At 39.2% G+C, this 12,756-nt stretch carries 12 protein-coding genes and 2 pseudogenes; 5 read left to right on the top strand and 9 right to left on the bottom strand.

Annotated features, from left to right (window positions below; genetic code table 11):
* Nucleotides 1-186 precede the first annotated feature (186 nt).
* The 5 genes from TT12_RS09830 (at nucleotide 187) to TT12_RS09810 (ending at nucleotide 4,977) form a co-directional block, all read left to right on the top strand.
* Complete coding sequence (locus tag TT12_RS09830; RefSeq protein ID WP_045454387.1) at nucleotides 187-1,275, top strand: helix-turn-helix transcriptional regulator; 1,089 nt, start codon at nucleotides 187-189, stop codon at nucleotides 1,273-1,275.
* 51 nt (nucleotides 1,276-1,326) lie between these two features.
* The gene (locus TT12_RS09825) at nucleotides 1,327-2,592 is read left to right on the top strand and encodes a PDDEXK-like family protein (protein ID WP_045454384.1); all 1,266 of its coding nucleotides are present in this window, start codon (nucleotides 1,327-1,329) and stop codon (nucleotides 2,590-2,592) included.
* 30 nt (nucleotides 2,593-2,622) lie between these two features.
* Nucleotides 2,623-3,627: a leucine-rich repeat domain-containing protein gene (locus TT12_RS09820; RefSeq protein ID WP_045454381.1), complete on the top strand. Its 1,005-nt coding sequence runs from the start codon at nucleotides 2,623-2,625 to the stop codon at nucleotides 3,625-3,627.
* A 91-nt stretch (nucleotides 3,628-3,718) separates the two neighbouring features.
* Nucleotides 3,719-4,159 (top strand): DUF1810 domain-containing protein, encoded by a 441-nt coding sequence (locus tag TT12_RS09815; RefSeq protein WP_045454378.1) that lies wholly within the window; start codon nucleotides 3,719-3,721, stop codon nucleotides 4,157-4,159.
* 257 nt (nucleotides 4,160-4,416) lie between these two features.
* Nucleotides 4,417-4,977, top strand: a complete 561-nt coding sequence (locus tag TT12_RS09810; RefSeq protein ID WP_045454374.1) for a hypothetical protein — start codon at nucleotides 4,417-4,419, stop codon at nucleotides 4,975-4,977.
* Nucleotides 4,978-5,017: 40 nt separating this feature from the next.
* Here TT12_RS09810 and TT12_RS09805 read toward each other — a convergent pair.
* The 9 genes and pseudogenes from TT12_RS09805 to TT12_RS09780 form a co-directional block, all read right to left on the bottom strand.
* Nucleotides 5,018-5,625 (bottom strand): annotated as a pseudogene (locus TT12_RS09805) (M48 family metallopeptidase).
* 125 nt (nucleotides 5,626-5,750) lie between these two features.
* Nucleotides 5,751-6,488 carry a hypothetical protein gene (locus TT12_RS17365; RefSeq protein ID WP_243443576.1) on the bottom strand — a complete coding sequence of 246 codons (738 nt, stop codon included), beginning with the start codon at nucleotides 6,486-6,488 and terminating at the stop codon, nucleotides 5,751-5,753.
* 29 nt (nucleotides 6,489-6,517) lie between these two features.
* A complete protein-coding gene (locus TT12_RS17360) occupies nucleotides 6,518-7,174 on the bottom strand; it encodes a type I restriction enzyme subunit R domain-containing protein (RefSeq protein ID WP_243443575.1) in 657 nt (218 codons plus the stop codon).
* Between the two features lie 17 nt (nucleotides 7,175-7,191).
* Nucleotides 7,192-7,641 (bottom strand): hypothetical protein, encoded by a 450-nt coding sequence (locus TT12_RS18475; protein ID WP_279378869.1) that lies wholly within the window; start codon nucleotides 7,639-7,641, stop codon nucleotides 7,192-7,194.
* Entirely contained in the window at nucleotides 7,638-8,183 is a 546-nt protein-coding gene (locus TT12_RS18470) for a DEAD/DEAH box helicase family protein (RefSeq protein WP_279378868.1), read from the bottom strand. The genes TT12_RS18475 and TT12_RS18470 overlap by 4 nt, the downstream gene beginning before the upstream one ends.
* Nucleotides 8,184-8,200: 17 nt before the next feature.
* Complete coding sequence (locus TT12_RS17350; RefSeq protein ID WP_243443574.1) at nucleotides 8,201-8,917, bottom strand: type I restriction endonuclease; 717 nt, start codon at nucleotides 8,915-8,917, stop codon at nucleotides 8,201-8,203.
* The gene (locus TT12_RS09795) at nucleotides 8,910-10,820 is read right to left on the bottom strand and encodes an HNH endonuclease family protein (RefSeq protein ID WP_201606127.1); all 1,911 of its coding nucleotides are present in this window, start codon (nucleotides 10,818-10,820) and stop codon (nucleotides 8,910-8,912) included. Before TT12_RS09795 ends, TT12_RS17350 begins: the two co-directional genes overlap by 8 nt.
* 414 nt (nucleotides 10,821-11,234) lie before the next feature.
* Nucleotides 11,235-11,528 (bottom strand): hypothetical protein, encoded by a 294-nt coding sequence (locus TT12_RS09785; RefSeq protein WP_045454372.1) that lies wholly within the window; start codon nucleotides 11,526-11,528, stop codon nucleotides 11,235-11,237.
* Nucleotides 11,525-12,747 (bottom strand): annotated as a pseudogene (locus tag TT12_RS09780) (tyrosine-type recombinase/integrase). Before TT12_RS09780 ends, TT12_RS09785 begins: the two are co-directional and overlap by 4 nt.
* Nucleotides 12,748-12,756: the final 9 nt, after the last annotated feature.

Genomic DNA, 12,756 nt, shown 5'->3' with positions numbered 1-12,756 from the left:
ATTGGCAACCTGTCAGGGCGGAGACAGATTTACAGGAATGGCTAATCGCTCTTAAAAATCGGGTCTATGATTCAGAGGGCGATGCTTATGATAACGGTACCGCGATTTTGGTTCGTTTTGATTGAATATTTATTTTAATAATGAAGCTATAAACTTACCATTGAACGATTTAACTGAGAAACCCATATGCCCACACACCCAATCGCTAATTATAAAAAATCAGAACGCCTATTTGCTTTATATCAATGTTTGCCTCGGAGTGAGGCTGATGCTATGTCATTAACAGAGCTTATGGTTGGTTATGGTGACGATTCAGATAATTTTGCTAATGAACGTAAAAACTTAGAGAATGATCTGATTGCCTTAAACCAAATATTTAACGATATTTTTTATAGTGACGCATTAGTGAGAGTGCCAGCATGGAGGCAGAATATTAGCGGACAGACCGCACGCTTTTATATTGAGCCGAGCTTCAATATCGATATTATCAATGAGCAAACGGTGTTCTTTTGGGAGATGCTAGATAAATACACTGCAAACTATTTACCAACCTCTTTTAAGCAAAGTATTGCAGATAAGCTCACCCAGTTAGGTCGGCACAACAAGGATGGTTTCCATCAAAGTAAGCTAGGACAATGGCAAGATTATCTCATTACCTTACCAAGCATAGTACAGGCACCGACGCTCAATAATGATGTGATGGCCAGTATTCATCAAGCTCTGCTAAATAGACTGCAACTTAAAATAAGTTATCAAAATAAATGGCATGGCAGTTCTGCTGAAAGAGTCATCTATCCCAAAGGACTTATCTTTATTGACAATATGATCTACCTCACAGGCTTTAATCCTACTGATGATCATATCGATGATGAGGTACTGCTAAAAGCGCATCGTAATTTTGCAGTCAATCGTATTACTGAAGCAGTAGTTATAGATAAGGTGGTACCTGATTGGGTAGGGAGAAATGCTTTTTCATTAGAGCGTTTGAATAAATTGGGTAAGTTAGAACCTACTGATAATGTTCAGATCAAACTGGTTTTAAGGGTACAGAAATATGCCTGTCAGCACTTATTCGAGCGTCCATTATCGCAAGGTCAGCAGATTACGGTTATCGATAGTACTTGGAATCAAGTCAGCGCTACTGTGGCTAATACGCTTCGTCTGCAAGATTGGTTGGTGAGTATGTCGCAGCTGGCAGTGGTGGTAGAACCAAATGAGCTTAAAACAGTGATTCTTGAGCGTTTAAAGAGTGGACTGGAGCTTTATGAGCATTAGTAAAATACTATGTACTAAATAGCTATTAATAAATTATAAGGAAGCGTAATTGTGAGCGAAGTCCAAACTTTAATAAATGAAGTCAGCCAAAAAGTCCAAGCTTTAGAAACGGCGCAAGCACTTTATAGTCGCCAGCTTTCACCAGATTTTAATACTTTTGATTATATCAATACCGATGAATTAGGACTTAGTCGTATCTTAGCGGCTTTGCTTGATCCAAAAGGCAGTCATGCCCAGCAAGAAACCTTTTTAAGATTATTTATTGAGCATTGCCTACCTGATATGTACAAAGCTCCAGAATGGCAGGTTTTTCTTGATAGTATTGATAAAACAAAGGTTTTTGTTGAGCAAGTTACATCAAGAAATAATAGCCTACGCCGTATGGATATTTATCTACAATGTCAGGTGGGTGATAACAGTTACGGTGTTTGTATTGAAAACAAACCTTATGCGGCAGACCAGTTTGAACAGTTAAAGGATTATGCCGAGGAGCTTGAAAAAAGACATCCTAAAGCTTGGCATTTAGCATATCTGAATGAATCTGTTAACGGACCAAGTGAATATAGTATCAAAGCTGATGATTTGAAAGCTTTAACAGATAAGAAAAGATTTACGCATCTTCGTTTTAGCGAATTATTAGGTTGGCTAAAAGCATGCCAAGTCGAATGTCAGAATCATAGCGTTTGCGAGTTTCTTGCACAGCTAATTAAATTTATTCAAAAGCAGTTTATGGGGATAGAGGATATGAATGAGTCAAAGTCGATATTAGAGGTTATGTCGTTTAGCGAAGAGAGTATTGCTAGCTCTATCAAAATAGCTTTAAGTACTCATGAAATGAAAAAGCAACTCGTTGAGAAGTTACAGCGTGATCTAATCACGATTATTGAAGAAAAAAGCAAACCTTATTCAATGATTAAAACCGACCTAAAGGGTGTTAACCGAGAAGAGCAAATTATATTTAATATCAAAGAAAGTGTTCTGGAATTTTGTTTAGGTTTTGGGGGAACGGTTTTTAATTGCCCTTACCTAGGTATTTTTATAGCTAATGAGGATGTAAGCCAAGACCATGAATATTATGAGAAAATTCTGGCTGAGTGTAAGGCTAGCAATGGCATTGCTAGTGAAAATATAAAGGCAGAAGAAGATAAATCAAAGGGCGGTTATTGGTGCGCTTGGTATAATTTTGAACCACATGATTGGTGGTCCAAAACTGAACCATGGGAACAAATTCATAACGGTAAGATGGCACATAAAATCATTAAAGAGCTCGATGGGTACTATAAAGTTTTAAACGATAATAAATTACTAAGTAAATAGTTTTTTTAACTAAATAAGGAAGCTTATTATATGTCAGAACTGAATAGTAAAGTCGGAAACAACGATATAAAGCCATGGATGACAGAGCTTTGGGCATGGGCTGACAAGTTTAAGATTCCTGAGGAAGTATTGCCACGTGATCACGCTAATTTATTGGCGTTAACAGACTTGAGTATAGATTGTAGCCAATTAACCAATTTACCTGAAAGTATTGGCTACTTATATAGCTTAACCAATCTTACGCTAAATTGTGAAGCGCTTGAGCATTTACCAGAGTCAGTAGGGCAGTTCAGCCAGTTAGAGGAGCTTATTGTCATTAGTGAAAAAATAGAACAGCTTCCTGATAGCTTGGCTAACCTAACCCAGCTACGTGGGTTAGATATCCCTGCTCATTTAGTTGATCAGTTACCGATAGGCATTATTGAAAGGTATCGCAATAATGAGTTGTGGATTAAAAATATTGCTTTTACAAAGTTGTACGCGCCACAAATAAGCGAATATGACTTATCTCGTTATGGATTTTTTCTTATTAGTGATAATTGGGATGAAAAATCACTAATTGATCTGAGGTTCAAAACAGCGCCAGAGTTCTTACTCGGTTTGCAAACGACTGAAAAAACTATTAAGCAATTTGATGTGGTGGATGGCATTATTATTTGCCAGCTTGATGAAGTGCAAAACGTCATGAATTTGTTTGAAACTACTTTCAACGAATTTATGGGTAACGACCCTACAGATATTAAAAAGGCGCTAAGTTTTTCGAAACCTGCTAAGTTTATACAAGCTAGCACATTAGAAATGTCTAAATCAGACCAAGTACTCAGTCAGATTATTGATCAGATTCCTAAAGATATTACTATAAAAGATATGATGTTTAAAACTGAAAGTAACCGCCATTTTACGTTTGATGAGTTCAAAGTTATATCAGATACTATTGATAATAAGGGTGTAGAGGATGAACATATTTTCTATAGTACAGAAGTTGTCGATAAGCCTAAGTACTGTTGGATGGGTATGATATATATGGTTTTGTAGTTGTATTAAGTATAAATATAGCTTGAATGAGTTCGTCAGCATCGTTGCCAGGTAATCACTTAAAAAGCAAAGAATATAGAAGGTGAGAGGTATGAGTACAGCTTTATTCAACGATTTTATCCAAGCGCAAAATACTGTTTATCCATCGGTTATTAAAGAGTTAACTGAAGGGCGTAAGCGTACACATTGGATGTGGTTTATTTTTCCACAGGTGAAAGGCTTGGGGCGCAGTACAATGGCTCGGCGCTTTGCGATAGAGAGTCTAGAACAGGCAAAAGAGTATTTGCAGCACGATGTGCTTGGAGCACGGTTGAGAGAGTGTGCTGAATTACTATTGTTGCATCCTAATAAAAGCGCTTTAGAAATATTCGGATCAATCGATACGCTGAAATTACACTCTTCGCTTACGTTGTTTACTTTGGCGTCCTCTAATAAAAAATGTGTTTTTAACGAGCTTTTGGATCAGTATTTTGAATGCAGTTACGATATAAACACTATAAAAATGCTAAAGCAACTGAGTGATCAACAATAGCGCCAAATAGGACTGAATGAGATTTCAAAAAGGATGTATGAGCATGAGTGTAGTTCAAACCTTAATAAAAGAATGATGCTAGATGATGAATGCCTTTGAGACTGTGCAAGCGCTTTATAGTCGTTAACTCTCGTCAGAACTTGATATTTTTGACTACCTTAAAAAACCGTTAATTATCAGTGAATATAACTATGAAATACCATATAGATGACTCATATATAGATGACACACCTAGTGCTGTTCTATATCGACAAACCATGGACTATTACCCGAAGTCTGCTATTGGTTGCTTTATCATCAGTGGTGATTGGGATGAGGAGGCGCTAGTAGGGTTAAAAGAGAAGTCAGGGGCTTGGTTTTTAGTAGGCTTGCAAATAGGTGATTATGATTTTGAGCGCTTAGATATTATGGAAGGCGTTGTTAAATGTCAGCCAGATGAAGTAAACGAGGTCATTAGAATGCTTGATGTAAAATCTGCAAGTACTTTTATTGGTATAGATGTGGTAGATATCAAAAGTCTGTTTGAGTGTGGCAGTTTATTTCAATTCATCCAAGTAAGTGCCAAAGGTGAATCTGAAACAGATTTAATAAAAGTAACAACGCATAATCTTGTGGATCAACTTTCGACAGCACGCAATACTAAAGCATTGTTTATTGGAATGGAGAGCGTCCAAAGTTTACCATTGGAAGCTTTTGCTTATATATCAGAAGCTGTTGAATCGTTGTTATCTAATGATGATGCGTCTATCTATTACCGTTCAAGTATGACTGATGAGCCACACTGTTTTCGTTTAAAGGCGTTATATGCTGAAGAGTAGGTAGAGGTCCTGAGCTAAGTGTTCGTCTTTAGTTGAAGCACTATTTTTGATGTTTCCAGTTTTCCTGGTTTAATGGCATTTGGTTGAGTAAATCTCGTCTAGATCGCCAGTCTGGCATGTAAATGTCGAGTAGAGCTTTAAATCTATCGTTGTGCTGCCTTTCTTTGAAATGTAGCAGTTCATGCAAAATGATATATTCCAAACAGGGCAGTGGTTTTTTGGCCAATCTAGGTTAAGCCTTATATTGCCTGACTCTATATTACAGCTGCCCCATTTGGTTTTCATTTTTTGGATCTGCCAGCTATTTATAGTGACGTCAGTTTTCTTTGACCACTTATCGATAAGATCGGGTGCTCTAGCTTTTAGTCGGCCACGATAGTATTCAGTCAATACCTTAAGTTTTACTTCCTCTGAGGCATCAGTGTTTACGGTTAGGACAAGCTTACCGCCCTTTAGTTTGATCGTCTGAGATTTGAGGGTATCGCTCTCAATCACTTGAAGTCGGTAACGCTTGCCCCAAAGATAATGCGTCTCTCCATTTACCATCTCCCTTGTAGATTGACGCTCTTGCTTGGCAAAGGCAGCCTGCTGACGCCGAATCCAGGGTATACGGTGGATGACAGCCATCCGAATGGCCGTATCGGTCATAGCATCAGGTGCAGATACTCTGACCTGTCCATCAGGTGGCATCACGCTGATATGTAGGTTTTTAATATCCTTGCGAGTTAGATGTATATCTAGCTCACCAATTTTAATAAAGGCTGACTTAATAATCACTGATATTCCTGTTGTGCTTTCACCAAACTAATCAGCTCTTCTAAGTCAGTATCAACTTCATATTCTTTGATGACCTGATGCACCGCATTTGTAATCTTGCGCTCTTTAATTAGATGACCTTGCCAATCAGCCTGTTTATGGAGGCGAATAGCTGCATCAACTTTATCTGCCAAGTCTTCATTCTGATCCAAATTATCATATAGTGCGCGTTTAGCAGGGGTGTTAATGGTCTCAGGGTATGCGTCACCACCTGCACTGCCAGTCGGGTTAATTACTTTAGAGGCTAGCTGGCGTATTTTTTGTAAGTACTCAGCGTAAGCAATGGCTTTTTGTCGGCGTAGCTCAATGAGCTCATCGAGTAGGGCAGACATATGCTCGTAGTACTTTGGGTTGACGGGGTTTTCATCGACAATCGTTTTGCGCACGTTGTTTTCGATGGTCTCTGCGACGTTTTCAGGGTTGCTCGCTATATCCTCAGGTATGGCTTTGATTAAAGCTTCAGGCCCTTGATTGACAATTAACTCAATAAGTCCTAAATCTTCAAAGTCGATAACCGTCTCACTAGGGGTGGCATGAATATAAGTGTCTAACATCCTACGCATGGTCGGCTCGTAGCTTTTCATATCGATATGGTCGCCACTCATAAGCTTGATGTTATTACGAACCGACTCAAAGTGCTTTACATCATCTTTGATGCGTTTGATCTCCTGATCGTTATATCCCGCTTCCGCCATTTCATTGGCAATATTGCCATAAGCACGTATCAGTTGGAGACGCTTTTGTACAGGGTGAGTCTAAGCTGTTCTTGTTCTATTTTTTCAGCCTCAGTCGTGCCCTCGCTAGGACAAAAGTAAGCACCATAATCTTGTGTATTTCTAGGGTGTTTAACAGGTTCACACAGTCCTCTGGCCATCTCTAAGGCATCATCTAGGTTTTGTTTTGCCGCAGTTAAGCGGTTCTTTAACAGCCCATCAATATCTTCATCTTCGTATTCCGAAAACGCGCCTTGCGTATAGTCAGAGATAGTACTGTTTAAAGACTGAAATAGATCCTGATAATCAATGATATAGCCATAGTCTTTTTCTGCACCATCGAGTCTATTAACCCGGCAAATAGCCTGAAAAAGGTTATGATCAGCCATCTTTTTATCAATATATAGATAAGTAGCAGAAGGGGCATCAAATCCTGTTAGCAGTTTATCGACGACTATTAGTAGGCGCATTTGACCTGGTTCTTCGATGAAGCGTTTTTTAACTGACTTTTCAAAGTCCTCGGCCTTAGAACCTGCTTCTTGTTCGCTGATATCATAATAATCAGCAATCATTCTGCGATAGATTCGATATTTAAAAAGCTTCTCTGTCATGCCTTCGCCAGTTTCTTCACCTTTGATGCTATCTGCAGTCGGTAAGTAACTGGTCACAATTGCCACTTTGCCTTTCAAGAAAGAGTTCTCAAAGGCTCATAAGATTTACAGGCTTGATAAATACTATTGCACACAAGCATGGCATTGCCATGACCATCCATAAGCCTTGGCTTTTTCTGCATATCGAGCAAGATGTCATTGACGATGCACTCTATGCGCGACTGGCTAGACAGAACCCGCTGCATGGTTCCCCATTTTTGCTTAAGCTGGCTTTTGGCAATATTGGTTAAGCCACGGGTATGAGCATCGAACCATTCATCGACTTTCTTAGAGGAGGTAAGCTGTTGATCGATATCACGTGCTTCATACAGGAGGTCCAATACCACACCGTCAGCAACTGCTTCATCAAACTTATAGGTATGAATAAAAGGACCAAACACTTCGATAGATTTCTTCTTATCTTTTTTGAGTAGTGGCGTCCCGGTAAAACCGACAAACATCGCTTCTGGCAATAATGCCTTCATAGCGCCGTGCAGCTTGCCAGACTGAGTGCGGTGACACTCATCAACAAAGACAAATAAATCGCCCTTAGGCTAAAGTCTGACGGTAGGCTGGCTTGAATGTCCTTTATAAAGTCGTCTGTGTCTTTACTGTCAAGGCTATCATCATCACCGCCGCGCCCAAATTTATGAACTAGGGAGCAGAGCAACCAAGGGTTAGGCTGATTTAGCTGGGTAATAAGATCAGCACCGCTCTTGGTGCGATATATTGATTCATCGACACCAAAAAAGACTTTTTCAATCTGTTCATCAAGCTCGGTACGGTCAGTAATAATTAGTACGCGACTATTGGTGACATTCTCCCGTATCCATTTAGCCAGCCAAACCATGGTCAAGCTTTTGCCTGAGCCTTGGGTATGCCAAACAATCCCATCCTTGCGCTGTGCAATGTGTTTTTTTGCCGCCTGTATCCCGAAATACTGATTGTGTCGGCAAGTCTTTTTGACACCCGAATCAAAAACAATGAAGTTATTGATGATGTCTAAGAATCGGTGCTTATTGCACATATGATACAGATGGAAGTCTAAGGCTGATCGGTGAAGTTAGCGTTTGCTAAAGTAAGATGCGTCGGTACGCTAATATCAGACTGGGGTGTATGATTGGGGTTGGCTTCTTTCCATGCTAAATAATACTTCTCAGGCGTTTCGATCGTGCCATAGCGCAGGCCTTGGGTATCATTACCTGCCATAACCAATTGTATGGTGCTAAAAAATTGTCGAATAAATTCTTTCTTTTGGTTGTCTAGGTTCTGATGAATGCCTTCGGTGACGTTGATGGTTGAGCGTTTAAGCTCGATCACGCCAAGGGCAATGCCGTTGACATAAAGGACGATGTCGGGGCGTTTTTTATTCTCGCCCATGATGGAGACTTCTTCGGCAATAGCAAAGTCATTAGCCTCAATATTATTCCAATCAATCAGCCAAATGGTCTCTTTGTGATCCCCTGTACCTTCTTTTTCTTTGATGCCATAACGCAGTAGTCTATAAACCTCTTTGTTGGCATCGTATAATTTAACGCCACTGCCTATAGCGGCTGCTTTTTCTAGAGCGTTTATGGCTCTATTTTGCAGCGTACGGCTGACGTTACGGGAGCTTAGCCAGTTGGCTAAAATCTCAGGCTCAATATTCTTGTTATTAGGTCTATCTTTAAAGTCGCCGAGATAGCGGTAGCCGAGTGTATCAGTAAAAAAGCGTACGACACGGTTTTGCGTGAGTCTTTCTATGTCGGTGACATTACTCATAACATAAGTCCTTCGGTTCTAAGCTAAGTCCTTCCATCAAAACCTTTAACATTTCATGTTCATGGTTTTCGATCATTGTTTTATCCCATATACCTTTTTCGTTTTTAGTGCATTCAATCATTCTGAGTAGTTTTAAGCTATCGATTTGTCCATTTCCAATATCTTTACCATCTGAAAAATATTTCACCTTTACTTCAGGCATATCATTGCTTACTCGTGAGTTAAGGCTATGACTAATCAAACACAAATTGCCAAACGAATGAAGTAGCGTATCTTCTGTATTTTTATCATCTATAAAAAGTTTATCATCTCGTTTATTTTGAGGGTAAAAGTGTTCTATAGAGCTTCGAGCAGTAAATATAAATTTAGGCCCGTTACCCTTTTTCCAAAGCAAATAATCTAAATAATTAAATACGAAGATATTACGAATATTGCCATACCTAAGATAATGCCTAATATGTGTACGTAAACTATCAGGATTCAAATTATCGTCAGTATCTTTAGATAGGACTTGATTAAAGTCTGAGGTTTGATAAATGATTTGGTGATAATTATCTCGTTCATTAGTTAAATAGAGTCTTAACATAAATGCACGAGCAAGTCCTTCTAGATATTGGATATACTTGTCACCGTTAATAACTTGTTTACCATTCAAATCATAACTTTCTTTAAAGCTGTTATGTAGATAGTACAGGCTAGCATTCAACCAATGCTTATAGTTCATGGTTGGCGCTGACACGTGAAAAACGCTCTGCAACATTATCAGTTTTTTATTAGTTTTCTCATCTTCAAAACTGTTATAAAAATCTAGAGGGCGGTCTTTGCCTCTTTTTTCTAATTTTTCTAATGACCAATGCTTATCATCAAGTGGTTTACGCTTGATCACGTATTTATCAAATAAGAACTTAGTTTTAAGTAAAGCATAAATAAATTTTGTGGTCTGCTCATAGGGTTCTGCTACATCCCTACCTATAATATATTTTTCAAACTGTGGTAACAACTGCTTATCATCTAGTGAGATATCTACTAATTCACCATCTGTATTTAGCATAATCTTTAGAACATGCAATAAGAAGTTTGGAAAATTGACTAAGCTGTAATAAATCTCACTGTCATCATCTTTGTTCTTATTTTTGTCTTTAGGGTTAGGAGGAATAACCGTGTCTTTATCAAATAAAATTTTGTGTAATGATAAACTTGAGTTAGCCGTTTCACCTTTAATAGGGTTAGCAACTTTCTGATTTAGGTTGCTTTGCTTAAGTGCTTCATCTTCTGCATTATTTTTATAATGCGCTAATAGATCTTGGAATTTCATCGCTGTAAGATTATTCCATCCCCCTGAAAATATAGCTGTGCGTAGGCTAGTATTAAAACCATACTGCACATACTTATTCATGTTGGCGCAGGCTTCCCAAACATCATGAATTAGGGCTTTAGCTAATTTTTTATCCGCAGCCTTTATATCATTTTCCTTCGCTTCTTCAATAATTGATAACAACCGCGCCTTTATAATTTCATGCTTTTCTAACTGCTCACCTCGGTTATTCATCACTTCAAAATAATGGTTTAGGTCTGTTTCCTCAGGTACAGGTACTTGGGCTATTAGTACTTTTTCAAATAGATATGTACAGAATTGATTCAGAGTTATTTTAGAGCTTTTAGTCTTATCATCTATTTTGAAAGACTGTTGTAAGACCTCTTTTATTATTTTAAAACCATCTAAAATAGCTCCATTTAGGCTCTCATACTTTAAATCTGTTTCTTGCGTACCATCAAAAAGTAGCTGAAGAGTTTCGTGTGATTGAGGACGACTTTCAAAATATATATTAGGTTTTTTAAAGTCTAGTAAATATTGGGCACAATTAGAGTTCTCATTGTTATCTAAACATATGTAGTAGCACACTAAATTTGGACTGCATTTAAGAGAAGATATATTGCATACGAAAAAGCCAGACAACCTAAGTTGTCTGGCTTTAATATTTTGAACGACTTATCTATGATTATGTTCCCGCCACACAGCATGCTCACATACCTCACAGCACCAACTGTCTTTTGAGCGCATATAAGGAATGTCTGCTGGTATCTGTAAAGGCACACATAACCACAGTATTCGCATCGCACATCATCTAAATAAGCAAAACACTCACCGATTATCTCGAACAGCACTTGTGGGCTAATCTTATACTTCTCACAGATGGTTTCGATATGAGCGATATAATCACTTGCGTTATCATATGACCAGTAATCCTCACAGATTCTTAAATCGCGTGCGTTCTGCGTCATATTCGGCTGAAGCTTTACACTCATCACATTCTCCTTAGTAGCCGACATAGTGAGAGTGCGGTAGTAGCTCATAAAGCTCGCTCTGAAGCTGACAACGCATATCCTCAATCACATAGTCAAAACTCACATCCAAGCGCTTCTGTACCCATACACGCATCGCCATATCGTTATCAAAGCAGCATTTCACTCCTAAGAAACGTGCGAGTTGATGACCAGATGAAATATACAACTCACGCATCAATGCATTAGCAATAAGGTTTGCATCTGTACTGATTGCACCATCAGGTTTAAACTCACCAAACAGCTCCTCATAATTGATAATTGTCATATTGACGCCTCCTTGTCAGTTTGTGCATTAGAGCTATTTGCTGCGCTTGTCAGTTTCTCCTTACTCGCTAGTAGCAAATTATCCATCGCTGAGCCATCTTGACGGGTGATATCAGGTACGTAGCGGCTATACACCCGAAACAGCATCTCCGTACTACTGTGACCCATCTGGCGAGCTATCCATTCAGGATTCTCACCAGCAGCCAGCCAAAGCGTCGCTGCTGTATGGCGAGTCTGATAAGCCCGCCGATGTTTAAGACCGAGCAGGGCAAGGGTGGGTTTCCATACCCTTCTATTAACATTACGGTATTCCATCGGATTGCCTTGTGAGTTGCAAAACACAAACTCTGACTTACCAAAGGTGCGCGTCTTCTGCTCTAGCAAGGCATCATAGACCAACTGTGACATCGAAATATCACGTTGTGAACCTAACGTCTTAGTCGGGCCCATCTCACCATTTACTAATGCACCACGGATACTGATCTCACGCCGATCAAAGTTAATACAGTCCCACTTCAGTCCATCAATCTCACTGGTACGCATTCCTGTAAAAAAGCGAATGGTGTAGTAGGCCTATAATCAGCTCGGACATGCTTTAAAATCAGCCATACTTCACTCAGTGTGAACGGGTTTACATCTGGACGAGCTTGCTTGAGATTCTTAATATTTTTATAAGGCATCTCAAACTCATGGCGATCTGACGCTTCTTCTAGTATCATACGAAGAAGTATCATGATCTGATTGATTCGTGCTACTGACAGACTTGACTGACCCTCTTTACCGTAACGAACTTTGGCGAGAGAGCTACGGAAGGTCAGCAAGTCTGGTTTTTTTATGGCATGTACCGCTTTGCCACCAAACTCAGGTAGCAAGTACTTGTTCAAAATAATCTGCGTCTTTTGCCGATAACTCGGCCGCCATTCAATCTTCTTCTCCTCATACCAAATATCGACAAACTGCCTAAAGGTAGGGTTGCGACTGATACAAGCTTCCGCTCTATCAGCCAGTGCGGTCATCTCTTTTAAACGTGTACTCTTTGGAAAGTAAGCGCCATAGTCAAAAATGCCTAGGGTTATTTCTGCTTCCATTTTTTTCAAAACAGTCGCTAATTTTTTTCTGTTAGCTGGGTTATCTTCCAAACTAGTCTTTTCTCGACAACGTATACCTAGATAGTAGAAGTCGGCGATTAGTTTGCCAAACCGTCCTTGTATAGTAGCCATAGTAATTCT

Origin of the sequence: Psychrobacter sp. JCM 18903, from assembly GCF_000586475.1 — a bacterium.
Taxonomy (GTDB): Bacteria; Pseudomonadota; Gammaproteobacteria; order Pseudomonadales; family Moraxellaceae; genus Psychrobacter.
The sequence above is the reverse complement of the archived record's forward strand: the minus strand, read 5'-3'. Positions and strand labels throughout refer to the sequence as shown.

What these genes read in the sequence shown, in the direction of transcription:
- TT12_RS17350 (WP_243443574.1), bottom strand. Translation starts at nt 8,917, where the DNA reads ATGAGTAATGTCACCGACATAGAAAGACTCACGCAAAACCGTGTCGTA.
- TT12_RS17365 (WP_243443576.1), bottom strand. Translation starts at nt 6,488, where the DNA reads ATGGCGGAAGCGGGATATAACGATCAGGAGATCAAACGCATCAAAGAT.
- TT12_RS09810 (WP_045454374.1), top strand. Translation starts at nt 4,417, where the DNA reads ATGGACTATTACCCGAAGTCTGCTATTGGTTGCTTTATCATCAGTGGT.
- TT12_RS09830 (WP_045454387.1), top strand. Translation starts at nt 187, where the DNA reads ATGCCCACACACCCAATCGCTAATTATAAAAAATCAGAACGCCTATTT.
- TT12_RS09785 (WP_045454372.1), bottom strand. Translation starts at nt 11,528, where the DNA reads ATGACAATTATCAATTATGAGGAGCTGTTTGGTGAGTTTAAACCTGAT.
- TT12_RS09820 (WP_045454381.1), top strand. Translation starts at nt 2,623, where the DNA reads ATGTCAGAACTGAATAGTAAAGTCGGAAACAACGATATAAAGCCATGG.
- TT12_RS18475 (WP_279378869.1), bottom strand. Translation starts at nt 7,641, where the DNA reads ATGAAGGCATTATTGCCAGAAGCGATGTTTGTCGGTTTTACCGGGACG.
- TT12_RS09815 (WP_045454378.1), top strand. Translation starts at nt 3,719, where the DNA reads ATGAGTACAGCTTTATTCAACGATTTTATCCAAGCGCAAAATACTGTT.
- TT12_RS18470 (WP_279378868.1), bottom strand. Translation starts at nt 8,183, where the DNA reads ATGTGCAATAAGCACCGATTCTTAGACATCATCAATAACTTCATTGTT.